Here is a 26,979-nt window from a genome sequence, read left to right on the forward strand (position 1 = left end):
AGGTGTTTGTGATGAAAGTTGTCGTTATGGGCGCGGGTGTCATTGGCGTCACCACTGCATATTATCTGGCAAAACAAGGCGCAGAAGTCGTGGTGATCGACCGTCAGACCGGGCCGGGTCTTGAGACGAGCTATGCCAACGCGGGGCAGTTGAGCTATGGCATGACATCACCATGGGCAGCCCCCGGCATTCCGATGAAAGCCGTCAAGTGGATGTTTATGAAGCGCCGCCCTTTGTTTATCTGGCCTTTGATCAGCCCGACCATGTGGAAATGGTGCGTGCAGATGGTGCGAAACTGCAACGAGGAAAGCTATCGCATCAACAAGGGGCGCATGGTGCGTATCTCAAGCTACTCGCGCGATGTCATGCCAGATCTGATTGCCGAAACAGGCATCGAATATGACGGGCGTCAGCAGGGCACATTGCAACTGTTTCGCACGGCCAAACAGATGAAGGCATCAAAGGCTGATCAGGATATTTTAACGGAATATGGATCGCCTTACGAAGTGCTGGGTCGCGACGCCTGTATCGCCGTCGAACCTGCGCTTACCGAGGTGCGCAACAAGTTCGTTGGTGGCTTGCGTCTGACTGCAGATCGCACCGGCGATTGCCGCATGTTCACAATCGCCCTGACCGAAAAATGCAACGAGATGGGGGTTGAATTCCACTATGGCCAATCCATCAAATCGATCGCTGTCGAGGGAGGCAAGGTTGTAGGTGTTGACACGGAAATCGCCGGTCGCATCAGTGGGGACGCTTATGTTTGTGCTATGGGCAGCTATGCTGTGAACGTGTTGACCCCAATCGGGATCAAGCTGCCGGTTTACCCGGTCAAGGGCTATTCGGTGACCTTGCCTGTCACCGACGATGCGTTCGCACCGCAATCCACGATCATGGACGAAACCCATAAAGTCGCGATCACGCGTTTGGGGGATCGCATCCGTGTTGCAGGACAAGCCGAGATTGCGGGCTATTCCGATCGCCTAGGCCCACATGCCACGGATACCGTCAAGCACGTGATCAAAGATCTGTTTCCCAAAGGCGGAGATATTTCTAAGGCCGAAGGCTGGACCGGTCTGCGCCCGATGACGCCTGATGGAACGCCGGTTTTGGGCCCAACGCAGTATGACAACCTGTTTTTGAATACGGGGCATGGGACACTGGGCTGGACGATGGCCTGCGGCTCGGGTCGCGCAGTGGCCGACATCGTTCTGGGCAAGACACCAGAGATTTCTATGGACGGACTGACGGCGGCTCGATACGCCCGATAGCACGCGTGCCCCGCGGTCCGGAAAGAAGCGCAACCGTAGAAGGTTGACGAAACAGATTTCGGGCTCGCGAGCCAAGATATGCGGGCGACTTACTTCAAAAGTCCGAGAACCATCTGGATCAGATGGGTTCATGGTCCGAAGGTGAAAGCACGGTCTGACGTGGTTCGGTGTTTGTCTGGGTGCATCTGGGAAGGTGAACCTGATAAGATGAGAGACAAAGTGCCGGATTGACACAACCGCCAGAAAGGACACTGGATGAACAGCTGGGTTACTGACGCAATCGGAAAGATCAACGCGGATGCGCATCGTTCAGCTGACACTCATCTTTTCAAGCTCCCTTTGCCGCGCCTTGGGGGCGTGGACATCTATCTGAAAGACGAAAGCACCCATCCGACGGGAAGCCTCAAGCATCGGCTAGCACGGTCGCTCTTCTTGTATGCGCTGTGCAACGGCAAAATTCGGGAAGGCACGACCATCGTTGAGGCGTCTTCTGGAAGCACAGCCGTGTCTGAAGCCTACTTCGCGCGCATGATTGGCGTGCCCTTCATTGCCGTTGTTCCCGAAAGCACCGCGCGCAGCAAGATCAAGCTGATTGAATTCTATGGCGGTCAAATTCACTTTGTGGGTTCCGCTCCGCAAATGCACAGCGCATCGGTCGATTTGGCCGGCGCGATTGATGGCTATTTCATGGATCAGTTCACCTATGCCGAGCGAGCGACAGATTGGCGTGGCAACAACAACATTGCTGAAAGCGTGTTCACGCAGATGGAACGCGAACCTCACCCGATCCCTTCGCATTTAATCATGGGCGCTGGCACGGGCGGCACGTCGGCGACTCTGGGTCGATATATCCGATACAAGGGCTATGACACCGAACTTACGGTCGTCGATCCGGAAAATTCAGTTTTCTATGACAGCTATATAAGCGGTGATCGCAGTCTGATTTCCGACAAATCCAGCCGGGTGGAAGGGATCGGCCGCCCAAAGGTAGAGCACTCGTTTCAACCCGGTGTGATCGACCACATGATACAAGTGCCTGATGCCGCCAGTATTGCCACCATGTTGTGGCTGGAAGAGCTGATCGGACGCAAGGCGGGCCCATCAACAGGCACAAACCTTTGGGGGGCTTTGCGGGTTGCTCAGGACATGGTCAAGGAAGGTCGCCAAGGCTCTATCGTCACGTTGTTGTGCGACAGTGGGGAACGGTATCTAGACACCTATTACAATTCTGATTGGGTCAGTGACTGTATCGGTGATTGCCAAAGATATCACGAAGAGTTGGTGGCCGCCCATGGTTGACCATTCACTGTAGCCTGATCAACAGAATGATTATTTTGGTTTGACGGGGTCCGTGCGGGGATCAAGTGCCATAGCGATGGGCGTAACATCCGGAAGCGGTACATACCGTTCCTGTTGGTCTGCTGGAATGACTGGCCGTATGGCGACTTGGGTCAGCACGAAAACTGCATAGAGAATTGCGACGGCGCTTTCGAAGATAAAAAAGCTGGACGGACCGTAGGCTGACATAAGCGTTGCGGCGAGCACCGGGCCGATCGTCGCCCCGATTGAATATACCATAAGCAAGCGGCCAGACGCTGCGATGTAGTATTTCCGTTCCAAACGGTCGAAGGTTTGCGCAACGCAGAGCGGATAGACGCTGCTCATCGCCCCCCCAAAGAATACGGCCATGGTCAGCAAAGTCGTAAAGGGCAGACCTGAGGCAACAAAAGTGGCCAGTATCCCCCATGCGGTGCCGACAGTGATCAATGCACCAGACATGACAATGCGCCTGTCAAACCTGTCTGCCACCACGCCCATGGGAAGTTGGAACACCAGCCCCCCAAGAACCACGGCGCTCATAAACATGGCAGCTTGCGACACGCCCAGACCGATTTTAAGCGCAAACACCACGCCCATCGCATAGAAGGACCCGACCATCAGACCTGCCACGCCTGCACCGACCACGCCAACCTTCGACGCCGAATAAAGATCCCTGACGTTCAGCACACGGCTCTCGCTTAGATTGGGTTCGCCCAAGCTGGTCATTGCAACCGGGATCAGTGCAAGTCCGATCAGGGACGCCGCCAACATAAAGAGGTCAGGACCAGAGACATCTGTGATGTTGACCAGCGTCTGCCCCGTCGCAATCGCAAGATAAAAGGTTAACATGTAGAAACTGAGAACCCGTCCGCGCGTCTCGTTGCTGCTGCGGGTGTTAAGCCAGCTTTCAATCGTGGCTGTCAAACCAGCGATACAGAAGCCGTTGACAATGCGCAGGATCAGCCAGGCGACGGGATGGAAAAAGGCCGCATATGCCAGCGTCGCAGCAGCGGTCAGCGCCGCGAAAACGGCGAAGGCCCGAATATGTCCGATGCGAAAAATCACGTGTTTGCCACGCAGACCACCCAATGCCAGACCAAGGTAATAGGCAGCCATAATCGCGCCGGTAAGGGCGACGGGATAGCCAGCACCCTCCATCCGAAGCGGCAATATGACACCCAAAAGGCTGTTGCCGATCATGAAGGCTGCAGTGCCTCCCAGAAGGGCTTTTACCGAAACAAGAATTTCGCGAATGCTTTGTGCCAAGTTCGTGCTCCGGTCTTCGCCCTTGAGGTTGTGTTCAAGGAAGTGTGGGCAGGGGTATGCCTTCAACAACCCTGCCTAGAAACACCGATTTTGTCGACATTTAATGAATGGCTGTTTGCACTCCGATTCCTGCTTTGTCATCACAAGTGGGATCAATACCGGAACGGATGGCAAGCATGTCTGACGCGAACAGATGAAACAAGCCCCGGGGATGCCGGGGCTCGTTGTTTGTCTAGATTATTTAATGAGGCTAGGCGGCCAGTGATCGTAGCATCCAGGCCGTCTTTTCATGAAAAGCTGCGCGTTCCGTTGCAAGGTCGGCGGTCGCCGGATCATTTTCCGCTTCCGCGATTTCAACCAAGGCACGCGCACGCTCTGTCAGCGTTTCGTGATCCGCCAGAAGGTCGTTGATCATCTGAACCGCGCTCAGTGCGTCGTTCGCGCTTTTGTCCGTGTCCGAGACCTTTACCGATGCGAGCTGACCCAGCGCCCTGATCCGTTCGGCAATCACATCCGCCGCCGCGAACATCTCGTCGTATTGCTCTTCCGTCAGGCTGTGTACGGCAAAGAACAACGGACCCGTCACGTTCCAGTGGTAGGTATGGGTCTTGATGATAAGCGCATAGGTGTCGTTCAACACGTCAGCCAATGCATCGACAACCGGCTTGGCATTCCGAATATCGGATTTGGGGGTGTCGGTCATGGCAGTTTGTTTCGAAGTCGTGGTCATGTCTTCTCCAATTCTGAAAGTGGGGCTTTGCGGATGCGCATTCGTGCCGGGACAAGGGTGGTGGAGTTGCACGCTGTTCGCATGACATCAAGTGTCACAACAGCGCGCTGTTTCCAACTGCCATCCCGATCACGACGGTCGCAACGCGCCCAGGTGATCGATGTTGTCGATACCGGCTTGACGCGGACTGATCCGTGCCTTTCGCTTGTGGCAGGCCGCCACAAAACTGGGAATCTCGTCTCGGAAAAGCCCAATATCAGCGAGCATTCGGTCATCAAGGTCCTGCAATTCGACGGTCATTTTGCGGCGTTGCCACTTGTCGACTAATGTATAGCGCAACCGTGCGAAAAGACCCATACCGTCGTCGGTCCGATCGTCGTGCATAGGAATGTTGATCATTTTTCTAGTCAGATAAATAGACATGCTATCCTCCGATTCTGATAAGATGGAACGTGGATCTTCCCGCACCAATGGCGGGTCATCTTCGTTCATTTTCATTTTTGGATGAGAGATCAGAATAACCCCAGAGCAAGGACGCGCACGAACGCTGCGTCCGCCTGGGGCTACAGGCGGTTCAGTAGTCTTCCCGCGACAATCGGGGACCTTTTATGAAAACTGAACAACATCATGCTCCTCATATGGGCTTCGGGATGTGGTTGTTCAAGACATCTATCACCCCCTGTCACCCATTGGCATGAATGCGCTTATAGCGGGAAACACACCGCCCAGACGTGGAAGCTTTTCAGGGGGGATCAATATGGTTTGACAGGCCTGACTGGTATTCCCTCAATCAGTTTGCCAGGCCGCACCTTCCTCTGCCGGGCTGACGCAACGGGTGCAAAAGAACGAGCCAAATGCTTCAGAACCGCATCGTTCAGGGGTTAGCCCACCTTGGATGGGGCTACTGCTAACCCCGAGCGCTTATTCAGCGCAAACTCTTTGCGTGTCCAATGCTGATTGGTCCGCTAGATTTAGTAGGCCTTTGTTTGACAACCTCTGAAGTGCAACGTGATCCGTCCCCATTGAGTTGGCCACCCTAGATTTAAGAAATATTGGAATGGAGCTCGCCTTTGGGCTCATCGTCTATGGCGCAGGTACTAAACAGCATGAGTTGGGGTGAAAATCTGCTGTTCGCCTTCTTGAAATTTTCGCAGGTCCAATCGCCAACGTGCTTTTGGCCAGTACACCTCCATTTCCCGTTTCCGCGGTCGGTAGACGGCCGTGTAAAGCGTGCCAAACCCGTGATCGAATGCAGACGAATAGAGGGGTGGTTTCAAAAACGCACCTATAAATTTTTCTTCGGGCTCAGTGTGCAGGGTAAGGCGTTGAAGCAAGAAACGTTCCCGCTCGACCGTGGCTGTTAGCCGCGCATGGCTCGCCCATTCGACCCTTTCCTGATGATTTGTTGCAACGGCGGCGTGGGTGATGAGCGTCGCCCGATCCGGCGCCATCAAAGCCGTTAGATAGCGGCGTTTGGCGTCCACAACGGTTACGTTATAGCTCATATGCGTTGGTACACGCGCCAGAACCTTGCCCGCGTCTTCCGCGGTCTCGCAAGTTTGCAAGACATAGCGCAGGATCAACGGCACACCAAAGCCGTCACCAACCACCCGACGCCCACCAAAAGTGAGAGAGATCGCAAGCCCTGCATCGTTTATGCCATCGACCAGCCCCCACAGGCCATCACTGGTGCCCATTACGGTTCTGCCCTGCCATTTGGTGTGCAGGATCAGGCTGTCAAAAGCGTGTGGACTATAGTCATAGTTGCGGACCAGAACCGGCTCTGCTCCCGGCCAGATAGCTTGAGAGCAGCCGGATAAGTAGGCAGGCGGGCAATAAAAGCTCAGAAACCGTGCAGCGTGGTCCGAGCCGCCAGCAAGTTCACAAAGCTGTTCATACAGCGGAACCATTTCTGGCATGTGCTTTCTAAGGGCTTGTTGACTGTCCCAATACCCGGGACGCGCTTCCGCGCCTTCGCTCATCCACCAACGATGATAGGCAGGCCAGTATTCGTCAAATAACCCGGCCCATCTAGGACCGGGTTCAGCTTCGGATATGGCACGCCAATTCAGTCGCATGAGCTCACTAACATCTACAGAATCTTGAACGCTGGGTCTGAGAGTTCCGGCCCTGCCACGGCAACGGGAAGCGGGCGACCAGATACACCCTGCTTGATGCCATGGATCCAGCGCTTGCCACGTTCGTTCAACTGGAATCCAGGCGTCATCGAGCGGCCACGGGTCACCAGAATGCCGATATCGGCCCCCTCATAGCGATAGTCACCCGGCTGGAGTATGCGCAGGAAAAATGCCTCATTCTCGCTCTCGACGGCACGACGGTGATAGTCGAAACGGTCAAAACTGATACTGCCGTCTTCGTGCATCTTGTAAATGCCGGTTTCGGGCACTTCGGTTGCGATATCAACATTGTCCTCGGTGTGTTTGATGACCATCTGCGACCAGCTGTCGATCATTGCAGGATCGGCCCAGCGATTGTTCAACTCGTTCACATCCAGTTCGAATTTCTTCTTCGAAAACTCAAGCAGATGGAACAAAAACAGCGGGGCGTCAGCATGGGCGAAAGCGGCATGGTTGGTCATTGAGGACGCGCCCGTAATGCGCGGGTTCAACTCTCCCAGCCAGATGTCACCGGTCTTTTTGTCGATCAGGAAATCCAGCTCGAAATAGCCGCGATAGCCTTCTTTGCGCAGTTGCTCGCCGAATTTAAAGGTCAGTTCGCGGGCTTTCTGGCGAACTTTGGGCGGGAACGCAGTGGAAAGGATTTCGTTGCCACACCAGCCGCCACGATATGGGGTCAGCTCTTTGAAGCCGACAAGTTCGGTCATCAGCGGGCCGACGATGGTGCCTTGCTTGGTGGCGCAGGCCTCGATCGCTGAACCGCGGCAGTCGATCCGCTTCATGATCTTGATCTCGCCTTCGCCCACAATCTCGTGTTCGTGGCGGCGGAAATCGGCTTCGGATTTGATGAAAAACGTCGTATGGCCGCTGTCCCCGAAGGCGGACTGCAAGACAAGATCGTGACCAATGCCTGCTTTCTCGCAGGTCTTGCGCAGATCGTCATAGTCTTTGACCTCGGCCAATACGTTGGGCACCGACGGGACCCCGGCCTTGTTGCCGATGCGCACGGTTTCGATCTTATTATCCATTTTGGTGCGCAATTTCGCCTTGGGAAACCAAACCTCTGCACCAAGCTCTTTGGCCAGCCGTTCGGTCTCTTCATCAAACATCAGGAAAACAAATTTCGGCTTGCCGCCCCGCCGTTTCACAAGGTCGATCACCTCCTTGTGCTGAAGAAGGTAGTTGTTGATATCTTCGATCGACTGGAATTCGGCATGTGGCTGTTCAGACGGGCAGAACACGTTGGGATGTTTGCCATCGTAACAATCGATATAGCATATGTATTTAAAGTTCTTACACCATTCATCCAAACCCAGCAGGTTGAAATTGGTTGCCGAAATGAAATAGATCGGATCCTCATTGCGGTGAAAATGGCGTCTGATCTCGGATATGTTTTTCAGAACAGCTGTTGGCATTTTTTGTTCTCCCTATTCTTTTATTATTTATTTCGCGCGGCATTCAGTTTCAGCCGAGCATTATTTGTTTTCATCTGCTGTTTCAGGGCGTCTTGGGTGAAGACACGCAGCCCTAAGTCTTCGCGGTATCCGTGGATCTCACTCACATCCAGCGCCCGCATGAAGGCCAGGATTTCGGGGCTGACCACCTGTCCGGGCACCAGGATCGGAAAACCCGGGGGATAAGGAATGATAAACGAGGCCGAGACCACATCAGCGCCGCCTTCCTCTGCAGATTCTAGCGATCCTTCAAGCTCCAAATAATCGCAGTTCTTTTCGTCGTAGCTTAGAAAAAACGCCGAGCGGATATCGCCTTCGGATGTTGTCTGGTCAGTGCGGAAACTGTCGTGGAAACGGCTGAAATCGGGCAGCGGTGGCAGATCATGCATCAGGTTGTTAACGCGCTTCTCAAAGCCGCGCCTTTCCATGATCGAGGCATCATCAAGCAGGTCATCAAGATCCGAGGCGATTTCGACCAGAACCTCGATGAGATAGGCGACCGATGAACGGGTTGTCCCGATATTGGTCATAAACAAAACTGTATTGCGTGAGGTTTTGTTGATCTGAATCCCGTACTTATCCATCAGAATCTTGGTTTTAAACGTATCGCCATCCCAACCAGTGCCACCGACAGCAAGCGTCACACGGGTGGCATCAAGCACGAACTCGTCCTGTTCCCAACAATCCCAGATGTCGGTCCAGCCCTGCTCGGAATCATAGTAGCTTTGAACGCCACTTTCGCGATGCTTTTGGGGGATCATGTCTCCTGCGGTCAAAACCTTGAAGTATTTTTGCAGTTTCGGATGGGTTGAGATCGCTCGACGCATAGACATTGCTGCCTCGACCTGTCTTTGGACAAACTCAAAGCCTTCAAGTTCGACCTGACGTCGGCCTACATCCAACGACGCAATGATCTGATAGTTGGGTGAGGTTGACGTGTGGGTCATATAGGCTTCGCGGAAGCTGGCCTCGACCTCACCTTTGAAGTCTTGATCGTTGACATGGATCATCGAACCTTGCCGCAGCGACGTAAGGGTTTTGTGGGTTGAATGGGTGGCATAAACACGAATTCTGGCATCTGGCGGCGGGATGAGGCGCGTGTTCAGCAATGTCTCTTCGTCGGCTTTCTCAAGCTTTTTTTGCTGCTCTAGATAGGCCCGTTCGTGATCATCGGTTCGCAAGCGATCACGTAAGTTGTTTGCCGCATTCATGGCTGTGCGCTGGCGATAGGTCGGACCAAACCGGGCAAAGGCAAACCAGGCTTCATCCCACAGAAAAACAAGGTCGGGCTTGATCGCCAGACATTCCTCCATCACCCGTTCGACATTGTAAACGATGCCGTCGAAGGTGCAGTTTGTCAGCAGCAGCATCCGCACGCGATCCAGCTTGCCCTCGGCCTTTAGTTCGAGCAGTTGATGCTTGATCTCACGCAGGGGCACTGCGCCATACATCGAGTATTCATTCAACGGATAGCTGTCGAGATAGACAACCTGTGCACCCGCCAGAACCATGCCGTAATGGTGCGATTTGTGGCAATCCCGATCCACCAATACAATGTCGCCCGGCCGAACCAAACCCTGAACCACGATCTTGTTGCATGTCGACGTGCCATTGGTGGCAAAAAAAGTCTGCTTGGAGCCGAACGCGCGGCTTGCCAGTTCCTGTGCTTCTTTAATTGGGCCGTGGGGTTCCAACAGGCTGTCCAGCCCCCCCGACGTTGCCGACGTTTCGGCCATGAAGATGTTGGGGCCGTAAAAGGCGCCCATATCCTGAATCCAGTGGCTACGAGAAATGGATTTTCCGCGGCTGATCGGCAGGGCATGGAAAACACCCGTGGGTTGCTTTGAATACTCGACCAAAGCGGTGAAGAACGGAGTTTTGAAACGCGCCTGAACGCCGCGCAATATATTCAGATGCAGTTCAAGAAAGTCCTCCTGATTATAGAACACGCGGCGGCAGATCCCCAGATCCAGACCGGCAATATCCTCGACCGAGCGATCCGTGACCAGATAGGCATCAAGTTCAGGGCGGACTTTTGCGACCAGACGGCACAGTTCGGGGCCGTAGCTTTCAGGCTCTAACGCCTCGATATCCTCGATCCCGCCTGCGCGGTTCAAGTAACGTGTCAAAATGGCCAGCTCGACCTGCGAATCCATCTTCAATCCGGGTCGCACAACGATGGCTTGAATGTTGTGGTTGAACAAAACCCCGATCAGAGCATCCTGTAAACTGGGGACTACCACGATTTCATAGTGAAATGGATCTTCGTCGCGCCGCATGCGCGAGAAGCTGTTTTTAAGCCAGCGTTCCTGATGCTCGTTCAGATCATCGACAACCAGAACCTCGAAATAAGGCTTGGTCAGCGCCCGTGCTTCCAATGACTGGACGACTTCGTCCTCATGTTCGTCCGCGTCAACACTGTCGCGCTCCAGCGGAACATGCCTGCGCCGATACGCGCCTGTGGTAAGGGCCCGGGTAATTCGCTGAACCGAAAAGGCAACGTCGTCATATTTGCCATGTTCGAATTGGCGACGAACGAGGTCAAACGCCTGCATACCGGGAAAGGCCCAATAGGCTTCGATCAATGACAGCGAGTTGAAAAGTTGGTTAATCTTTTCGATCGAATGTTTTGCTTTGTCACTGCCTGCATCCCTCGAAAGGGCTGCAGTGGCGTCGCGCAAAGCGCTCCAACGGTCAGACCTTAGTTGGAGAGCGGAATAGTAGTCGCTCACTGATTGCATCGAACGTCTCCCCCTTCTTAATCGGATGCAGAGCAGACTGAAGCGCAATCGTTAGTGATCGGGGCGCCTGTCTTAGCTGCTATAAATCTTTGCAGGATGTTGCAGTGGTGTAACCTGCGTTGGTGCAGTGTCTTCGCCCAAGGCAGGCGTCGTTTGGCCGGGAACGTCAACATGCAGGCCGGCACGGGAACCTTGCGTCGGAATTTCCAAAGGCCCGAGATTTTTCAAATAGGCGTCAGTACCGCTGTCACGGTCATAAACAGAAAAGTCGACGGATCTGTCGCGGAAACTTTTCAAAACCTGACCCAGTCCTTTCATTCCAGTTTCGCGTTGTCGGCGAACCTGGTCTAGGTCCAATTCAATCGGGAACATGTCCTCTTGTCCAGCGGACTGATGCAAAACCATAGACGAAGGGTCGATGATGCAGGATTTACCAACCCCGCCGGCTCCTAGTCCGTTAACGTCGATCACATAACACTGAAACTGGGCCGCAGTGGCGCGCGCAATCGCAAGCTCCGCGTCGCGGTCAGTGGTGCCTGTCAGAACCGGGTGCAACAAGACTTCGACACCCTGACTGGTAAGCTGACGGGTCGTTTCCGGGAACCAGATGTCATAACAGATCGACAGACCAAACCGACCGACTTCAGGCACGTCGAACACACAAAATCCTGTTCCGGCTTCAACGCCTGCTTCATATGGGCGGAAAGGAAACATTTTGCGGTATGTCGCGACTGTTTCGCCCTGCGGATTGATGACGGTTGACGTGTTGTAGATCTTGCCGTCTTCGGTTTTTTCAAACATTGACCCTGGTATAAGCCAAATCTTGTGTTTGATTGCAGCTTCGCGAAAGCGGTGGATCGTATCATTTTCAAGCGGTAGGGCGAACCTGCTCAACGGCCCAAAGGCTGCCAACTCGCTGAACAATACCATCTGAGTCCAAGGGAAGCGCGCCATGAGAACGTCGAGACGATGGATCATTCCATCCACGTTTGGCTGCAGTGCATTTACATACATTTGCACACCGGCAATTGCGAATGGCGTCATTCAGGTCGTTCTCCGTCAAAAAATTTCCACATCGGTCCAGACTACTCTGCTTTTGAAGGGAAGAACAGTTAAGTATCTAAGACAAGTATACTTACCAAATTTGAATATGCACAGCGAATGCATTTCCGCAAATTCGACACGTGACCATTCTAAGCACGGGCGAGCTTGTCTGAAAACGTGCTTCTGACTAGAAATTTCCTCCGAAATCTGCATCCTGTCAGGTAAATGATCGGGGGGGGTCGACATGCGTTATCTTGCTGCTTTTATCCTATTTCTCGGATTTGTACTTCCAGCCACTGCTCAGGATCGCGCCTCTACGGTGCTTGTTCTGGATGGATCCGGTTCGATGTGGGGGCAAGTTGATGGAACCGCCAAGATCACCATTGCACAGGAAGTGATCGACGATCTGTTGCAAACACTTCCGACGGATCAAGCCCTTGGTCTGACCGTCTATGGGCATCGTCGCAAAGGAGACTGCACGGATATCGAAACGCTGGTCGCACCGAGGTCAGGAACTCAGTCAGCGATCTCGACGGCGGTAAATGCGATCAAGCCTAAGGGCAAGACACCGATGACGGATGCGGTCATCGCGGCCGCGCAATCGCTTCGATATACCGAAGAAAAGGCGACTGTGATCCTTGTGTCGGACGGAATCGAAACCTGCAACCCAGATCCTTGTGCGGCCGCCCGCGCGCTTGAGGCGGCGGGCGTGGATTTCACCGCCCACGTGATCGGATTCGATATCAATGACCCCGAAGCCATGGCGCAAATGCAATGTCTGGCAGCGGAAACCGGGGGCACTTTCCGGTCGGCCGCTGACGCAAGCGAACTTGGGGCCGCGTTGGTCGAAATTGCATCGACACCCAAGCCGGAGCCCGAACCGGTCACCATTTCGTTTCGTGCGACATTGGGCAAAGGCGGCCCGGTGATCGGTGAAGGACTGGTCTGGGGCTTCACACCTGAAGGCACCGGCGGTCAGACTGCACCCACCGGCACCACGCAGCTTGATTTGTTGCCCGGTGACTATACCGTTTCCGTTTTGCGACTTGAAGATGAGGCGGCAACTGAAACTGGCTTCAGCGTCACCGATCAGGCAAAGACTGTCACGCTTGAATTGCCAGAAATCACCCATCGGGCGTCATTGGAAGCAGTCGACACAGCCCCTATCGGATCGACGATTGAGGTCGCTTGGGATGCCGAGATCGGCGAGAATGATTATGTCACGGTCGTGCCCCCAGATGCAGAACCCGGAACCTATCGCAATTACACCTATATCTCGAAAGGCAATCCCTTGCCTCTGACACTGCCGCTGACGCCCGGCACGTATGAACTGCGTTACATCCGAAGCGGCAAAGGCAGGCCGGCAGTTACAGCAACTCGTCCGATAGATGTTTCCGATCTGACCGTCACTCTGGAGGCCGCTAATGACGTGGCGGCAGGGGCAGTTCTGGATGTCAAATGGGATGGTCCGGGTTATAAAAATGATTACATAGCAATCACAGTGCCAGACGCGGACGATAACGCCTACGAGAAGTATGCCTATACCAACCGCGGCAATCCTGCCGAAGTCACAAGCCCGATCGAGCCGGGAACCTACGAGCTTCGCTATGTCGCCCAAGGTAATCCCGTGCGTGTTCTGGCCCGTCGTCCAGTCGAAGTCTTGCCAGTCAGCGCATCACTGACAGCCCCAGATCAAGTTGTCGCTGGGGCTGCTGTCGATGTTGAATGGGTGGGGCCGGACAACAAGAATGACTATATCTCGGTTGCCGCGCCGGATCAGGACCCAAATAAATACCTCAACTATACCTATGCGAACCGCGGCAACCCGCTATCGGTAACGATGCCACTTGATCCGGGCACGTATGAACTGCGCTATATCGCCCATGGTAACCCCGCCAAAATCATCGCGACTCGACCGGTCACGGTCGTAGCAGCGCAAGTCACGCTTGAGGCGCAACCTGATGCCATCGCCGGGTCGCATATCGATGTTACTTGGGATGGCCCCGACAACAAGAACGACTACATCTCAGTGGCGTCAGCCGATCAGGCGCCGAACAAGTATGTGGCTTATGCCTATACTCAGCGGGGCAATCCGGCATCGGTGAAGATGCCGCTTGATCCGGGCACTTATCAGCTTCGTTACATCGCTCATGGCAATCCAGCGAAGGTGTTGGCCACGCGTGAGATCACGATCAATGCAGCTCAGGTTGCGCTTGAAGCTGCTGACAGTGCCGAAGCCGGGGCCACAATAGACGTCACTTGGGAAGGGCCGGATAACAGGAACGACTATGTCTCGGTGGCGGCGCCGGACCAGCCGGTCAATAAATATACGTCTTATGCCTATACCAGCCGTGGCAATCCATCGAAGGTCAAACTGCCACTTGAGCCGGGGACCTATCAGTTGCGATATATTGCACACGGAAACCCGCAACGTATTCTCGCAACGCGTGAGATCGGCATTGTTGGTGCCACTGTGGTGCTTGATGCGCCTGAAACAGCAGTCTTGGGGACCGAGATTGATGTGTCCTTTGTTGGCCCTGCCAACAAAAATGATTTCGTATCAGTGGCAGTCATCGGGTCAGAACTTGGCAAACATTTGCACTATCAATATGCCAATCGCAGCAATCCCGTTCGTTTGAAGGTTCCAGTTGAAACCGGCACTTACCTGATCCGCTATGTCGCCCATGGCAACCCGCAGAAGGTACTCGCACGACGCATGTTGAAAGTCGTCGAAGCCAGCGCGGCTGTTGTCGAAGAAGCCGTGCTTGAGGCCGCAGACTCTGCCGCATCCAGCGAGCAGATCGAGGTGTTCTGGGTTGGGCCGGACGGTGAAGCCGATTTGATCGCGATCAAGAAGATCGGATCAGATGCGGTTGAAGCTTCGGTGGCGACGGCCAGCGGCAATCCAGCAATGTTGCAATTGCCGAGCGAGCCGGGCGACTACATGCTGCATTATATTTCAGGACAGGGCCAAAACTCGATCGGCAGACGCCCACTGACCGTAAACTGACGCCTGCGGTATGCATGGACAAGAAAGTTAAGAACCGAAGACCTGCCGTTTATCCAGACGAGCGCGGTGTCCGATCGCTTGCGGGTTTTCTGGGATGACGCGGCGGACCGGCACGCCGGATTAACCAAGCAGCCCCCAAAAGGTCGGGAATGCCGACCAATGCGCGTCGCAAGTTCGAGTATTTTGACTGCCCACCTTGGCGTGCCTGATGGGATACCGACACAGTCTGCACCTCCCACCCTTCGCGCAACATCATGGCGGGCATGAACCGGTGGATGTGATTAAACCATGGCAGGTCGAAATATGCCTCGCGGCGGAACGCTTTCAGTCCGCACCCGGAATCGCGCACACCATCCTTCAACAGCGCCACGCGGATCGCATTGGCAGCCCGTGATGCCCAACGTTTCGCCGATGTGTCCTGGCGCCCAACGCGCTGCCCCTGCACCAGCCCCAATGCCTCGCAGTCTTCTACCAGAAACGGGGCCAGCAAGATCGGTATCTGATCGGGCGGGTTTTGCCCGTCACCATCCAGTGTCACGATGATCGTACCACGCGCAGCGCGCACGCCCCGCCGGATCGATGCCGACTGTCCGACGCTTTGATCGTTTTGCAACCAGGTGAGCCAGTCATGGGCAGATGCCAGTCGCATCAGGGCATGATGGGTGCCGTCTGTTGATCCGTCGTCAACTACAATGACTTCGAAAGCCTGACCATGCAGAACTTGCCCAACCTGTTCGACAAGCGGGCTGATCGCAACAACTTCATCACGTGCCGGGATGACGACACTGATCTCTGGGTTGGGTCTGGTCATGAGGATGACTCCGATTTGGGGGCGTCAGCGACCCGCCAGATGGCGTGCGGCGCGTTGCGGAACAGTATTTCACGATAAGGCGGCCAGATTGGTCCCACCTCGCCCGGGCGGCCAATGATGACCCCGTCCGGGTGATTGGCCTGCCAGACGGGTAAGTCAGCAGGGTCAATGATTTCGGCGACCGGAGAAGTCAGGCGACCAGCAAAGTTAAACTCGGCGTTATACTGACGACCAACATAGGCAATACCTGCCTCCTGATAGGGGGTGACGATGCTGGCGATCTTCTTGGTGTCAAACACATCGTGAATGGCGCTGACGCCAATTAGAATGTTTAGCGACAAGATAGTGCCAAGGGACAGGATAACCGGACCAGACAGGCCCCCTTTGTGCACAGCCAGCCAGCAAACTGCCAGCATGAACAATCCCCAGGCCAACAGGTTGGTCGTTGGCTCTAACAACAGTGCTGCCGATCCCAGATCAATCAACCCCGCACCGGATAGAACTGCGACGATGGCGGCCATCAGCAAAGGTATTATAGCGACCACCGGACGGGTTGAGGTGCCTTGAGGCAGCAACCGAGCCACGATCAAGGCGACAGCAGGAAGGTCGGGTACAAGGTAGTGCACCTGTTTTCCGCTGATCAAACTGAACAGCACCAACGCCGATGTTGCCCAGATTGCAGCCAGACTCAGCCCAGCGTCGCGCCATCGCGCTTTGACAGCGGCTTGCCAAACCGCTGGCACGAAGAACCAAGGAAACAAAAGCAGTGGAAGAAGGGCAGTGAACCACCACCACGGACGGGCATGGGCAAATGAACTGCTGATCCGCCCTGCGCTTTGCGTCCAAAGAATTTCGTCACGATAAGCTGGACCACCGGTCAGGATCGCAGGCACCAGCCAAAGCGCCACAACTCCAAGTGCGGTGGCCAAGGCGATACCAACGCCAGATGCCGTCCACCGCCAACTGCAATCACGCCATGATCTTGCCCAAAAGGGCACCAGAACCATTGCTGGGCCGACGTGAACAAGTATAACCGGCCCTTTCGCAAGCACACCCATCGCCAACGCAGCCCCAACGCCCACCCACCAGCGGCGATCCCCGGTATCAACCGCATTCACCAAGGCCAGCATCCCGGCAAGTGCCGCAGTCGCTAACAAGGCGTCGAACATTGTCAATCCACCCGATACGGAGAAGATGGTCATCGCAGCCAGCACCATGATAGTGCGCGACCCGATGGATGGGTCATCGGGCCAAAGTTTGGTTGCCAACCGTCCTGTCAACAAGATGGCAAGCACAGCAAACAGCGGTCCGACCAATCGCGCCGTCAATTCGGAAACTCCACTGAACATCCAGATCAGATTGATGGCCCAGAACAGAAGGGGGGGTTTATGTGTGTAAATGTCGTAGTTTTTGGTTGGAACAAAGTAATTGCCGCTTTGCCACATCTCCCATGCAACGGCGACATAGCGTGTCTCGTCAATCGGGGTCAGGGGGCGCAGCAACGTTCCAGCCACTGCGACCAGAAAAAAGGCGATAAGGGTCCAGCGCGCGGCTATAATCGGTCTCATGACGAGGCCATTCCGCGTCGGCGTCTGATCAGGATCAGGTTTCGCACATAGACGATCAAACCGGTTGCCTGGCCAAGTATGAATACAGGATCTTGGCGCCAGATGGCATAGGACAGCAAGGTCAGGCCACCGGCGAGACTAAACCACCAGAATGCTAGCGGCACAACGCTTTCGCCCCGCCGCTCACTGACGATCCACTGAACCAGAAATCTGGATGTAAAAAGCGCTTGTCCCAGAAAACCGATCCCAAGCCATATTGTGCTGACTGACATGAAAATCTCACCTTTGCCAACCGGCGGGCATTGCCGGCGGCAGGCTGATCGCATCACCACCTTACCGATTGCTGACGGATGCCCTATTGTGGCGAAAAATGGATGAAGATCTGAATGCGATTGTTGGTTGTCGAAGATGAGCGCGATTTGGCTGGCGCCGTGGCCGATCATTTGAGGGCCGCGGGCCACGCCGTGGATACGACCGGGGTCCTGCAAGACGCGCTGGCCGCAGTGCGCACCACGGCTTATGATCTTGTGCTTCTTGATTTGCACTTGCCCGATGGTGACGGCTTGTCGTTGGTACGTGATTTGCGCAACCGGTCTGTCGAGACACCCGTTCTGATCGCCACCGCACGTGATCGTATCATGGAGCGTATCGCGGGGTTGGAAGCAGGGGCCGATGATTACCTTGTCAAACCTTATGATCTGGACGAAATGGTTGCGCGTATCGCCGCCATCCTACGCCGGGCAGACAGCAGCCGGGCAGCCCTGCGTCAGTTCGGGCCGATCAGCGTGGTTCCTGCGACTAAAACCGTACTTAAGGATGGTCTGCCGGTGGGACTGACTGCGAAGGAGTGGGAAATACTGGACAGGCTCAGCCGACGTCCGGGCGTCACCGTCGCGAAAACCGAATTCGAAGACGCACTCTATGGGTTTGGCAACGAAGTCGAAAGCAATGCAATCGAGGCCCATATCAGTCGTATGCGTGCAAAACTCGGGCGTGGTGCAATCGAGACTGTGCGGGGTTTTGGGTATCGGATGGGGCAGGGATGAGCGCGCGCAAAAGTCTGGCGCGACGCTTGTCGCGCTTTGTAATATTGGGGTTTGCCGCGATTTGGCTGCTTGCGCTTGTTGCCACAGCTGTGGTGCTGCGCCATGAGCAGCAGGAACTTGCAGACACAATTATTCGGGAAACTGCGCAGATATACCTGCCGGCCATGGTCGCAGATTACCGGGTTGCGCAAGACGCGGGGGCTACTTTTCCAGTCGAAATTGGGCATAATCCCCGGTTTGACAAACGCAATGTAATTGAAGCGGACGATGCCGGTTTGGTCTACCGCCTGCTTGACCGGTCGGGGGCGGTTCTGATGATTTCGTTAGGCGGAGGGGAAGTCGAATTTCCTCCATTGGGTACAACTGGCTTTTCGGATGTCGTCAGCCACAAGTTTTATACGACATCACAGAACAGCGAAGGCTTTGTGATGCAAGTGGGTGATCCGCTGAGGGAACGATCGGCTGCCTATCTTGAAAGTTTGACGACGCTGTTCATTCCGATGGTCGCCATTCTTCCTTTGGCATATCTGACTGTGATGTGGATTGCGCAGCGCGCGCTAGCCCCGCTTGAACGGATGCGCGACGAAATTGAAGCGCGCAATGATGCTCGCCTTGATCCGATTGATGCAGGTGATCAGCCTGCCGAGTTGCGTGCGATTACTGCCACCTTGAACGGCTTTATGATCCGACTGTCACAAGCGCTGGACGGTGAACGCGCCTTCGCGACCAATGCTGCGCACGAATTGCGCACACCAGTTGCTGTCGCGCTGGCTCAAACCCAGAGAATGCGCGCCGAGGTTGGGGAAGACGATGCAGGCAGGCTGGCGGCAATTGAAGAGGCGCTTAAGCGGATGAGCCGTCTGGTTGAGCGGCTACTGCAGCTTGCACGTGCAGAGGCTGGGATCGGACTGTCTGAGGACGCCCATGACCTTGGCAAATTGATGGATGTTGTTCTGAGCGAAAGTCAAAGAAATCCCGATCGTCAGACCCGTCTGAGGGTCGTGCGGCCTGATCAGCCAGTGCTTTCAAAACTCGACCCTGACGCATTTGCGATGATCGCGGGTAACCTGATTGATAATGCTTTTCAACACGCGCCACCGGACACTTTGATCGAAGTTGAATTGACACAATCCGGTATGCTGCGGATTGCAAATGACGGGCCTGTTTTTTCGCAAGCCGAACTTGAGCTTTTGCCACGCCGCTTTCAGCGAGGGACGAAAGGTTCGGACGGATTTGGGCTGGGCCTTTATATCGCCAACAAGATCGCGCGTCATTCGGGTGGCCGACTGATCCTTAAATCACCGGCCAGTGGAAAGGGTAGGGGATTTGAAGCAAGTTTCGTCGCACCATTAGATAATCCGAAAACCACGTACAGTTGACCCAGCGCGAACGCCGAAAGTGAGCGAGAGAAATGGTGGTGCCATAGGCCCAGTGCGCTGCAGGTAGGTGGACCGACCGGGGCAGTAGCTGAAAAAAGTTTCATCGTTCAGTATCGGTGCAGCCTGGTGAGCTGAGAACCGTGTGGTTAGAAAATATTTTTGAATAACAACGGTATATGCGTCTCGTTCCACAACGCATTCAAACAATGCACTTTTCCTGTGAAGCAAGAGCGCGGGCAAATCACTGCTTTCTTTGATCCAAGTCAATAGGTCGCACACTTGTCGGGTTTAAACACGATGTCAGAGCCAGCAACCAGCGAGCGAGTCGTCATATGTCTGCATCACCCACCAGACGCGCCTTCCTGAAAGGCAAGGTTCAAGAGGCCCCTCGCCAGCGGCCCCCTGGCGCGGGTCCAGAGGCAGAGTTCCATGACGCCTGCACCCAGTGTGGTGAATGCGCGACGGCCTGCCCCGAAGGCATCATTATGAAAGACGCGGGCGAACGCCCGTTCCTGGATTTCAACGCCGGGGCTTGCACGTTCTGCCATGCCTGCACCGATGCCTGTGACTTTGGCGCGCTGACGCCAGAGAACGAATGGCTGTGGCGCGGGGATGTGGGCAGCGACTGCCTGTCGATGAACGGCGTAAACTGCCGCTCTTGCGAAGACCTTTGCGACCAACGCGCGATCGGATTTCAGTTGCAATCCGAAGGCCGCGCCCAGCCGGTGCTGGACGAAGCCCTGTGCAATGGCTGTGGGGGCTGTTCGACGGCCTGCCCCGTCGGGGCCATTTCCTTCAAGAAGATCAAATCAGAAACGGAAGTTCGCCCATGATGAACGTCTGTGGCTATCTGGTACACACGATGCCAGATTTGGCCGAGACAGTCATAACCGCGATTGACGCCACCCAGCGAGTGAAGTGCATGCCTACAAAGACGGTCGCGTCGTTTTGAACTTAGAAGACACGCCAGATATGCGTGCATCCGACCAGATCAGGGAGATGCACCAGATCCCCGGCGTTTTGACCATCACCCTGATAAATCACCATTTCGAAGAACACGACGGCGTCTCTGCCGCCGCTTCGACGACCAAGTACTAATCGGCAGACAAACCATCTAGATGACTTTATCCTGCGACCTTAATTGAAGGCCGGCGCCGCCGCCGCGACCGCCTCGGCCGCAGGTAATCACGCTGCCCAATGGCGCTATGGCGCAACCCAATTCTCCCGATATCCGGTGGGACAAGGCGGCGTGTCGGTTCTGCCGCACAAGCTGTTCGGTGCTTGTGGACGTCAAACACGGCCGCGCCGTGGCCACGTAAGGCAACACGGAAACCTCGGTGAACCGTGGTCTAAACTACATCAAGGGCTATTTCCTGTCCAAAAACATGCTTGGCGCCGACCGCCTAACCACGCCGCTACTGCGCAAGTCGAAAGGCGTTTACGACAAGAGGGGCCAATTTGAGCCGGTCAGCTAGGAGGAAGTCTTCTACGTGGTGGCCGATAAGTGGAAAGCCTGCCTGAGGGAAAAAAGCCCGACCATCTGCCCAGACCAGGCACCGAAAACCTTGCCGCCCCCGGTGGCTATCTGCCGGGCACGGAAGGCTTGAAGGGCCCTTCGATGGATGGCGGCTTCACGCCCTCTTTCAACCTGCCCGGTATAGGAGGGTCAGGACAATGAGCGAGAAAGCCGCCCTTTCTGTTGGGCAAGAGGCCATTCAGGACCAAGGCTAGTGGCTGGCCAATCGGTTCTTGATCCTACGTCGCCTGTCACAGGCTTCCTTCCTTGGTCTGTACTTTCTTGCCCGTGGTTCGGGGTCTGGTCGGTGAAAGGCAATTTGGCCGGGTCGTAGACCCTTGATTTCCTGCCGTTGACCGACCCGTCTGTCCTGCTGCGAGGGATGGTCGCCCAACACTGGCCCGAGATGACGGCCATCATTGGTGCGCTGATTGTTGGCGTGACCTATGCGCTGATTGGCGGGCACGTCAATTGTAGTTGGGTCTGCCCGATCAACCTGGTGACCGACAGCGCCCACTGGCTGCACGACAAGCTGGGCTTTGCCAAAGGCTGGCAACCCAAACGGTATACGCGTTACTGGGTGTTGGGTATGGTGCTGATCGTGTCCGCCCTGACTGGCACCAATGCCTGGGAGTTTGTGAACCCGATTTCCATTCTGCATCGTGGTCTGATTTTCGGGATGGGTTTTGCCTGGACCTTTGTTCTTGCCGTCTTGCCGTTCGATGTGTTCGTGTCGCGCCGAGGATGGTGCGGACAGCTGTGCCCGGTCGGCACGTTCTAGGGTCTGCTGGATCACGGATCAGTCCTCAGAGTCAGTGCGGTGAACCGCGCCGAATGCGACGACTGTATGGACTGTCTTGCGGTCTGCCCCGAAATGCAAGTGATCACCCCTGCGCCAGCCCGCGCGGCACGCCGGCCTAAACAACGTCAATCCGACGCCAATCGCGTGGCCTGAGACACAAGAATACGGGAGATGCCCAAATGAAAAAGCATCCCTTGATCAGCGTGATCGTCGTCCCGACGCTTCTGGCCTCCGTTGCCGTCGCGCAAATTACCGGTGGCGTCAGATACTGCGTGGGGCTGATGTATCTGCCCCTGTTGTTGTCAAGGACGTGTTACACCAGAAAGAAATCCGATTTGCACGCAATTATCGCCAGCAACCACCTTTGGTGCCGCACTCGATCGACCAGTATCAGATCGACCTAAGAGCCAACCGATGCCCGTCTTGCCATGACTGGACCGTGGCTGATGTTCATCGGGCGCCGACGCCTTCCATGACCCATTATCTGGATCGGGAAGGCAATCAGATGGACACAATCGCTGGCACACGTTGGTGCTGCAAACAGTGTCACGTGCCAGAGGCCGACACACCCGAACTGGTCGACAACACATTCAAACCGTCGAACTGAAACCGGATTAACATCGAAGAGGATAAGGGGCATGTCTAATACAAACCCCGGTTTCATCCGCTGAACATGGCGTAAATTCTGGTCGCCAGCAGGGGCAGTTTCCTTTGGTGTCATTCTGGTTGCAGGCTTTGCCGCCGGAGTTCTTTTCTGGGGCGACTTTCACTGGACGCTTGAAATGACCAATACCGAGAAGCTCTGCATCTGGTGCCATGAGATGGAATTTAACGTCTATGCCGAGTATCAGGGCACAGTTCACCAAAACAACAGCTCTGGCGTGCGGGCGACCTGCCTAGATTGTCAGGTGCCCAAGGATTGGGGCCCGAAGATCGTGCGCAAGATACAAGCGTTGAAAAAGCTTTACGGCCACTTCATCGCCAGATCCATCTGAACGCGCGAGAAGTTCGAAGATCACCGGTTTGTCACGGCGACGCGTGAGTGGCATCGCATGAAGACGACTGACTCCAAGGCGTTGCGCATGAGTTGTCGGAAAACTGGGAAAAAAGCTGTCAGGAATTGTCGAACCAGCTAGCGGCTGAAGGCGGCTTGAGTTTTCCCAATGGGCGCGTTGTGGCCGATGCGAAGGAAGTGTTGGACGGATATCTGTCAGGGAGGTCGAACTAGGACTTCTCGCACCCACCAATAACAAAACGGCGCGCTGATCTCAGCGCGCCGTTCTTCATTTATATGATTTTATCAGTTCAAAACCGCATCCGTAATTGCGCTGGTCCAAGCACCTTCTGGCTCTTTGGTGATCACCGGATCAGAACCGCCGGTCAACAATGTCTCGACCGTCCGCTCATACGCGGCGGGGTCCAGCGCGCCGTTTGATCCTGCGGTCAGTTTGGCAATCTCGCCCATCATGCGCACCTGATGCTTTTCGGTCTGCGCACCGGTTTCGTCATATTCCAGAACGATCATCGCAGCATCTTCCGGGTTTTCCTCGGCCCATTTCCAGCCTTTCATCGACGCGCGCACAAAGCGTTCCATCTTGTCGACAAAGGCCTCGTCGCTCAAGTTTTCTTCCATGACGTAAAGACCATCTTCCAGCGTTGCGACGCCTTGGTCTTCGTATTTGAAGGTGATCAACTCTTCTGGCGTGACACCCGCGTCGATAACCTGCCAGTATTCGTTATAGGTCATCGTCGAGATGCAATCGGCCTGACGTTGCAGAAGGGGATCGACGTTGAAGCCTTGCTTCAGAACTTCGACGCCATTCTCGCTGGCTCCATCAGTCGCGACGCCCATTTTGGACATCCAGCTCATGAACGGGAACTCGTTACCGAAGAACCAGACGCCAAGCGTGCGGTTGGTCAGATCATCGGGGCTTTCGATGCCGACGTCACCCCAGCAGGTCAGCATCATGCCGGACGAAGCGAAAGGCTGTGCAATATTGACAAGCGGCAGACCTTTTTCACGCGCGGCAAGTGCGGCAGGCATCCATTCAACAATTACATCTGCGCCGCCACCAGCAATAACCTGCGTGGGGGCGATGTCAGGCCCACCGGGCAGGACGGTGACGTTCAAATCTTCTTCGGTATAGAACCCTTGGTCCAACGCGACATAATAGCCCGCGAACTGGGATTGTGTGACCCATTTAAGCTGCAAAGTGACGTCATCTGCCGCCATTGCGGTGCCCGACGCAAGCGCCAGGGTTGTGGCCCCGATCACTGTTTTGATATTCATGTCTCTCTCCTTGTTGAACTTATGTTTTTTAGTCTTAGCTCAGCCTCGTTGGGATGGGTGCCAGAATGTCACCTTCTTTTCGAACCATGCAACCACACCATAGAAAAGCGTGCCTGCCAATGCTGCGACAACGATCTCGGCCCAAACCAGATCAATTGACAAGCTGCCGACTCCGGTTGAGATGCGAAATCCCATTCCGCGGGTGGGCGACCCAAAGTACTCGGCCACAATTGCACCGATCAGGGCGAGCGTGGCACCGACCTTCAAACCGTTGAAGATAAAGGGCATAGCGGCCGGAATGCGCAGCTTCCACAGAGTTTTGAAATACCCAGCGGCATATGTCTTCATCAGGTCGCGCAGCATTGCATCAGTTTCGCGCAACCCCTGAACCGTGTTCACGAGCACGGGGAAGAACACCATAACAACCACGACGGCGGCTTTCGAATGCCAGTCAAAACCGAACCAGCTGACCAGGATCGGAGCCACACCCACAATTGGCAGCGCCGCAACAAAGTTGCCGATGGGTAGAAGACCGCGCGTCAAAAACGGCGATCGGTCTATCAGGACGGCCACGACGAACGCAGCAGCTGCGCCGATGAAATACCCACGCAATGCACCTTTCAGAACGGTTTGAGTGAAATCTTCCCACAACATCCCGGTTGATTTGGCAAATGTGTCCGCGACAGCTGAGGGTGGGGGTAGAATTGCAGCCGAGACGTTGAAGGCATGGACCAGGGCTTCCCATGCCACCACGATGGTCAGACCGAAGATCACGGGCACCACAAACCGCACAAGCCTTGTCTCGGACCACTTCGACCGAACCATCGCGACATTTGCGGCCCAAGCTGCCAGCCAGAAGATGACGGCAATCATCAACCAATTCATGAGCACATCCCCATCCGTCGCAACAGTATTTGTTGCGTTCGGTCAACTAGGGTGACAAGCACACCTGCCAGAATAGCCGCGGCAAACAGTGCCGCCCAGATTGCCAGAGGTGTACCAAACTGATCGCCGATCAGGATGCGGGCACCAAGGCCGCTGATTGCACCCGTCGGAAGTTCACCGACGATAGCGCCGACAAGGGCGGCGGCAATACCGATCTTGAGCGATGTAAACAGATAGGGCAGGGAGGCAGGCACCCTCAATTTCATGAAACGCTGCACGCCCGACGCGCTGTAGGTTTTCAACAAATCCATCTGTTCGGCGGTGGGGGATCGCAGACCTTTTACCATACCGACCAGGACCGGAAAGAAGCACAGGTAAGACGAGATCAGCGCCTTTGGAAAGCCGCGCCCCTCGATCCCCACTTGCGACGACAGGACGATGATCATCGGGGCCAGCGCCACGATGGGAATGGCCTGGGATATGATGGCCCAGGGCATCACCGACATCTCGATCACACGCGACTGTACAATGGCAACCGCGCCAACTATTCCGATCGTCGTGCCAAGAAGAAACCCCCAGAAGGTTGATTGCAGCGTAATCCAACCGTGATAGATCAGCGATCGTTTCGACCATGTGCGGCCTTTAAAGACCATCGCGCCTGTGGTTTTCCACAGCTCTTGACCGACCTGTGTCGGGGTGGGAAGGCGTGGTCGCTCTAGGCTGTAGCCGTCGGAAATGTGATCCCTGTTCTTTACCATCAACACCCAGCTTGACATGTCGCGCCGTTCGACCGCCGAAGGGGGATCTATCGTGGCGCCCGAGCGTTCGGCCTGATCCAGCGCGACACGAATGTTCATGGGGGCGACGGCCAAATACCAGATGACGACCATGGCGGCCAATACGGTCAGAACGGAAAGTGCAGTTTTAGTCATAAGAGTGTCCTGCCCGCAGCCCTTCGCGCACCCGGTGGGCCACATCCAGAAACGCCTGCGTGTCGCGAATATCGAGTGGGCGAACCGCAGGCAGCGGATTCTCGATCACATCCGATATCCGACCAGGACGAGGCGACATGACGACGATTTTGGTTGATAGATATACCGCTTCGGGGATCGAGTGGGTGACGAAAGCAATCGTCTTCTGCGTCTTGGCCCACAGCTTCAAAAGCTGTTCGTTCAAGTGGTCGCGCACAATCTCGTCCAGCGCGCCAAAGGGTTCGTCCATCAACAGAATGTCCGCGTCAAACGCCAGCGCACGCGCGATCGAGGCGCGTTGTTGCATCCCACCAGACAGCTGCCACGGGAATTTCTTCTCAAACCCGTCCAGTTCGACCAGTTCGAGAACGCGTTTGATGCGCGCATCCTGATCGGCTTTGGCATAGCCCATGATCTCAAGCGGCAAGCGGATGTTCTTGCCGATTGTGCGCCACGGGTAAAGTCCGGCATGCTGGAAAACATAGCCATAGGCGCGCGATTTACGCGCCTCGCGTGCCGACACACCATTCACCGTGATCGAGCCACCTGTGGGCTCCTCCAAGTCAGCCATGCAGCGCAGGAACGTTGTCTTTCCACAGCCCGACGGGCCGATGAAGCTGACGAAATCGCCCTTGTTGATATCCAGCGATACGTCTTTGAGCGCATGAACCGGGCCGTCATTGGTCTGAAAGGTCAGTGAGAGATTCTCGGCCTTAATCGCCGTTTCTGTGTTCAAC

General features: G+C 55.3%; 26 protein-coding genes and 1 pseudogene. 13 read left to right on the top strand and 14 right to left on the bottom strand.

Annotation, left to right across the window (positions count from 1 at the left end; translation table 11 throughout):
• Positions 1–11: 11 nt before the first annotated feature.
• Together MWU51_RS02020 and MWU51_RS02025 are read left to right on the top strand one after the other, a co-directional pair.
• Positions 12–1,271, top strand: a complete 1,260-nt coding sequence (locus tag MWU51_RS02020; protein ID WP_247034012.1) for a D-amino acid dehydrogenase — start codon at positions 12–14, stop codon at positions 1,269–1,271.
• 255 nt (positions 1,272–1,526) lie between these two features.
• Positions 1,527–2,570 carry a PLP-dependent cysteine synthase family protein gene (locus MWU51_RS02025; protein ID WP_247034014.1) on the top strand — a complete coding sequence of 348 codons (1,044 nt, stop codon included), beginning with the start codon at positions 1,527–1,529 and terminating at the stop codon, positions 2,568–2,570.
• Positions 2,571–2,600: 30 nt separating this feature from the next.
• Here MWU51_RS02025 and MWU51_RS02030 read toward each other — a convergent pair whose 3' ends face one another.
• The 7 genes from MWU51_RS02030 to MWU51_RS02060 all read right to left on the bottom strand — a co-directional run bounded on the left by MWU51_RS02030 (position 2,601) and on the right by MWU51_RS02060 (position 11,964).
• Positions 2,601–3,857, bottom strand: a complete 1,257-nt coding sequence (locus tag MWU51_RS02030; protein ID WP_247034017.1) for an MFS transporter — start codon at positions 3,855–3,857, stop codon at positions 2,601–2,603.
• A 250-nt stretch (positions 3,858–4,107) separates the two neighbouring features.
• The gene (locus MWU51_RS02035) at positions 4,108–4,560 is read right to left on the bottom strand and encodes a DNA starvation/stationary phase protection protein (protein WP_348646749.1); all 453 of its coding nucleotides are present in this window, start codon (positions 4,558–4,560) and stop codon (positions 4,108–4,110) included.
• A 156-nt stretch (positions 4,561–4,716) separates the two neighbouring features.
• Positions 4,717–5,010 (bottom strand): DUF1127 domain-containing protein, encoded by a 294-nt coding sequence (locus MWU51_RS02040; protein ID WP_247034022.1) that lies wholly within the window; start codon positions 5,008–5,010, stop codon positions 4,717–4,719.
• A 674-nt stretch (positions 5,011–5,684) separates the two neighbouring features.
• Positions 5,685–6,659 carry a C45 family peptidase gene (locus MWU51_RS02045; RefSeq protein ID WP_247038651.1) on the bottom strand — a complete coding sequence of 325 codons (975 nt, stop codon included), beginning with the start codon at positions 6,657–6,659 and terminating at the stop codon, positions 5,685–5,687.
• Positions 6,660–6,679: 20 nt separating this feature from the next.
• Positions 6,680–8,140 (bottom strand): biotin carboxylase, encoded by a 1,461-nt coding sequence (locus MWU51_RS02050; RefSeq protein WP_247034024.1) that lies wholly within the window; start codon positions 8,138–8,140, stop codon positions 6,680–6,682.
• Between the two features lie 23 nt (positions 8,141–8,163).
• Complete coding sequence (locus MWU51_RS02055) at positions 8,164–10,920, bottom strand: aminotransferase class I/II-fold pyridoxal phosphate-dependent enzyme (protein ID WP_247034030.1); 2,757 nt, start codon at positions 10,918–10,920, stop codon at positions 8,164–8,166.
• A gap of 72 nt (positions 10,921–10,992) precedes the next feature.
• Positions 10,993–11,964 carry a carbon-nitrogen hydrolase family protein gene (locus MWU51_RS02060; RefSeq protein WP_247034032.1) on the bottom strand — a complete coding sequence of 324 codons (972 nt, stop codon included), beginning with the start codon at positions 11,962–11,964 and terminating at the stop codon, positions 10,993–10,995.
• A gap of 244 nt (positions 11,965–12,208) precedes the next feature.
• Between MWU51_RS02060 and MWU51_RS02065 the strand changes: the two genes are divergently transcribed.
• Positions 12,209–14,974, top strand: coding sequence for a VWA domain-containing protein (locus tag MWU51_RS02065; RefSeq protein WP_247034034.1), 2,766 nt, complete (start codon positions 12,209–12,211; stop codon positions 14,972–14,974).
• A 49-nt stretch (positions 14,975–15,023) separates the two neighbouring features.
• Here the strand turns inward: MWU51_RS02065 and MWU51_RS02070 are convergent, their stop codons facing one another.
• From MWU51_RS02070 to MWU51_RS02080, 3 genes are read right to left on the bottom strand one after another with little or no spacing between them, the layout of a single operon-like run.
• On the bottom strand, positions 15,024–15,785 hold the full coding sequence (locus tag MWU51_RS02070; protein WP_247034048.1) for a glycosyltransferase family 2 protein: 762 nt from the start codon (positions 15,783–15,785) through the stop codon (positions 15,024–15,026).
• On the bottom strand, positions 15,782–17,353 hold the full coding sequence (locus tag MWU51_RS02075; RefSeq protein WP_247034050.1) for a glycosyltransferase family 39 protein: 1,572 nt from the start codon (positions 17,351–17,353) through the stop codon (positions 15,782–15,784). The genes MWU51_RS02070 and MWU51_RS02075 overlap by 4 nt, the downstream gene beginning before the upstream one ends.
• Entirely contained in the window at positions 17,350–17,625 is a 276-nt protein-coding gene (locus MWU51_RS02080; protein ID WP_247034052.1) for a lipid-A-disaccharide synthase N-terminal domain-containing protein, read from the bottom strand. Before MWU51_RS02080 ends, MWU51_RS02075 begins: the two co-directional genes overlap by 4 nt.
• 114 nt (positions 17,626–17,739) lie before the next feature.
• On the opposite strand from MWU51_RS02080, the gene MWU51_RS02085 reads away from it, so the two are divergent.
• From MWU51_RS02085 to MWU51_RS02135, 10 genes and pseudogenes are all read left to right on the top strand, one after another.
• On the top strand, positions 17,740–18,399 hold the full coding sequence (locus tag MWU51_RS02085; RefSeq protein WP_247034054.1) for a response regulator transcription factor: 660 nt from the start codon (positions 17,740–17,742) through the stop codon (positions 18,397–18,399).
• Positions 18,396–19,778 carry a HAMP domain-containing sensor histidine kinase gene (locus MWU51_RS02090; RefSeq protein ID WP_247034056.1) on the top strand — a complete coding sequence of 461 codons (1,383 nt, stop codon included), beginning with the start codon at positions 18,396–18,398 and terminating at the stop codon, positions 19,776–19,778. The genes MWU51_RS02085 and MWU51_RS02090 overlap by 4 nt, the downstream gene beginning before the upstream one ends.
• Positions 19,779–20,110: 332 nt before the next feature.
• Complete coding sequence (napF, locus tag MWU51_RS02095) at positions 20,111–20,611, top strand: ferredoxin-type protein NapF (RefSeq protein WP_247034064.1); 501 nt, start codon at positions 20,111–20,113, stop codon at positions 20,609–20,611.
• Between the two features lie 85 nt (positions 20,612–20,696).
• Positions 20,697–20,876, top strand: a complete 180-nt coding sequence (locus MWU51_RS02100) for a chaperone NapD (protein WP_247034072.1) — start codon at positions 20,697–20,699, stop codon at positions 20,874–20,876.
• 107 nt (positions 20,877–20,983) lie between these two features.
• Complete coding sequence (locus tag MWU51_RS02105; protein ID WP_247034074.1) at positions 20,984–21,097, top strand: hypothetical protein; 114 nt, start codon at positions 20,984–20,986, stop codon at positions 21,095–21,097.
• A gap of 18 nt (positions 21,098–21,115) precedes the next feature.
• Positions 21,116–21,253, top strand: a complete 138-nt coding sequence (locus MWU51_RS02110) for a hypothetical protein (protein ID WP_247034076.1) — start codon at positions 21,116–21,118, stop codon at positions 21,251–21,253.
• Between the two features lie 393 nt (positions 21,254–21,646).
• Positions 21,647–22,075: a 4Fe-4S binding protein gene (locus MWU51_RS02115; RefSeq protein ID WP_247034078.1), complete on the top strand. Its 429-nt coding sequence runs from the start codon at positions 21,647–21,649 to the stop codon at positions 22,073–22,075.
• Positions 22,076–22,275: 200 nt separating this feature from the next.
• Positions 22,276–22,500, top strand: a complete 225-nt coding sequence (locus MWU51_RS02125) for a hypothetical protein (RefSeq protein WP_247038880.1) — start codon at positions 22,276–22,278, stop codon at positions 22,498–22,500.
• A complete protein-coding gene (locus tag MWU51_RS02130) occupies positions 22,407–22,703 on the top strand; it encodes a nitrate reductase cytochrome c-type subunit (RefSeq protein ID WP_247034083.1) in 297 nt (98 codons plus the stop codon). Before MWU51_RS02125 ends, MWU51_RS02130 begins: the two co-directional genes overlap by 94 nt.
• 109 nt (positions 22,704–22,812) lie before the next feature.
• Positions 22,813–23,091, top strand: a pseudogene (locus MWU51_RS02135) (NapC/NirT family cytochrome c); the annotation flags it as partial.
• A 305-nt stretch (positions 23,092–23,396) separates the two neighbouring features.
• On the opposite strand, the gene MWU51_RS02140 reads toward MWU51_RS02135, so the two are convergent.
• Genes MWU51_RS02140 through MWU51_RS02155 form a run of 4 tightly spaced genes read right to left on the bottom strand, consistent with a single transcriptional unit; the run spans position 23,397 to position 26,978 of the window.
• On the bottom strand, positions 23,397–24,380 hold the full coding sequence (locus MWU51_RS02140) for an ABC transporter substrate-binding protein (protein WP_247038655.1): 984 nt from the start codon (positions 24,378–24,380) through the stop codon (positions 23,397–23,399).
• A 45-nt stretch (positions 24,381–24,425) separates the two neighbouring features.
• On the bottom strand, positions 24,426–25,271 hold the full coding sequence (locus MWU51_RS02145) for an ABC transporter permease (RefSeq protein WP_247034085.1): 846 nt from the start codon (positions 25,269–25,271) through the stop codon (positions 24,426–24,428).
• A complete protein-coding gene (locus MWU51_RS02150) occupies positions 25,268–26,203 on the bottom strand; it encodes an ABC transporter permease subunit (protein ID WP_247034087.1) in 936 nt (311 codons plus the stop codon). The genes MWU51_RS02145 and MWU51_RS02150 overlap by 4 nt, the downstream gene beginning before the upstream one ends.
• Entirely contained in the window at positions 26,196–26,978 is a 783-nt protein-coding gene (locus MWU51_RS02155; protein WP_247034095.1) for an ABC transporter ATP-binding protein, read from the bottom strand. Before MWU51_RS02155 ends, MWU51_RS02150 begins: the two co-directional genes overlap by 8 nt.
• Between the last annotated feature and the right edge of the window lies 1 nt (position 26,979).

Source organism: Aliiroseovarius sp. F47248L (assembly GCF_023016085.1).
Classification (GTDB): domain Bacteria; phylum Pseudomonadota; class Alphaproteobacteria; order Rhodobacterales; family Rhodobacteraceae; genus Aliiroseovarius.

What these genes read in the sequence shown, in the direction of transcription:
- MWU51_RS02105 (WP_247034074.1), top strand. Translation starts at nt 20,984, where the DNA reads ATGGCGCAACCCAATTCTCCCGATATCCGGTGGGACAAGGCGGCGTGT.
- napF (WP_247034064.1), top strand. Translation starts at nt 20,111, where the DNA reads ATGTCTGCATCACCCACCAGACGCGCCTTCCTGAAAGGCAAGGTTCAA.
- MWU51_RS02070 (WP_247034048.1), bottom strand. Translation starts at nt 15,785, where the DNA reads ATGACCAGACCCAACCCAGAGATCAGTGTCGTCATCCCGGCACGTGAT.
- MWU51_RS02060 (WP_247034032.1), bottom strand. Translation starts at nt 11,964, where the DNA reads ATGACGCCATTCGCAATTGCCGGTGTGCAAATGTATGTAAATGCACTG.
- MWU51_RS02150 (WP_247034087.1), bottom strand. Translation starts at nt 26,203, where the DNA reads ATGACTAAAACTGCACTTTCCGTTCTGACCGTATTGGCCGCCATGGTC.
- MWU51_RS02075 (WP_247034050.1), bottom strand. Translation starts at nt 17,353, where the DNA reads ATGAGACCGATTATAGCCGCGCGCTGGACCCTTATCGCCTTTTTTCTG.
- MWU51_RS02090 (WP_247034056.1), top strand. Translation starts at nt 18,396, where the DNA reads ATGAGCGCGCGCAAAAGTCTGGCGCGACGCTTGTCGCGCTTTGTAATA.
- MWU51_RS02055 (WP_247034030.1), bottom strand. Translation starts at nt 10,920, where the DNA reads ATGCAATCAGTGAGCGACTACTATTCCGCTCTCCAACTAAGGTCTGAC.
- MWU51_RS02050 (WP_247034024.1), bottom strand. Translation starts at nt 8,140, where the DNA reads ATGCCAACAGCTGTTCTGAAAAACATATCCGAGATCAGACGCCATTTT.
- MWU51_RS02080 (WP_247034052.1), bottom strand. Translation starts at nt 17,625, where the DNA reads ATGTCAGTCAGCACAATATGGCTTGGGATCGGTTTTCTGGGACAAGCG.
- MWU51_RS02020 (WP_247034012.1), top strand. Translation starts at nt 12, where the DNA reads ATGAAAGTTGTCGTTATGGGCGCGGGTGTCATTGGCGTCACCACTGCA.
- MWU51_RS02085 (WP_247034054.1), top strand. Translation starts at nt 17,740, where the DNA reads ATGCGATTGTTGGTTGTCGAAGATGAGCGCGATTTGGCTGGCGCCGTG.
- MWU51_RS02025 (WP_247034014.1), top strand. Translation starts at nt 1,527, where the DNA reads ATGAACAGCTGGGTTACTGACGCAATCGGAAAGATCAACGCGGATGCG.
- MWU51_RS02125 (WP_247038880.1), top strand. Translation starts at nt 22,276, where the DNA reads ATGAAAAAGCATCCCTTGATCAGCGTGATCGTCGTCCCGACGCTTCTG.
- MWU51_RS02040 (WP_247034022.1), bottom strand. Translation starts at nt 5,010, where the DNA reads ATGTCTATTTATCTGACTAGAAAAATGATCAACATTCCTATGCACGAC.
- MWU51_RS02065 (WP_247034034.1), top strand. Translation starts at nt 12,209, where the DNA reads ATGCGTTATCTTGCTGCTTTTATCCTATTTCTCGGATTTGTACTTCCA.
- MWU51_RS02145 (WP_247034085.1), bottom strand. Translation starts at nt 25,271, where the DNA reads ATGAATTGGTTGATGATTGCCGTCATCTTCTGGCTGGCAGCTTGGGCC.
- MWU51_RS02035 (WP_348646749.1), bottom strand. Translation starts at nt 4,560, where the DNA reads ATGACCGACACCCCCAAATCCGATATTCGGAATGCCAAGCCGGTTGTC.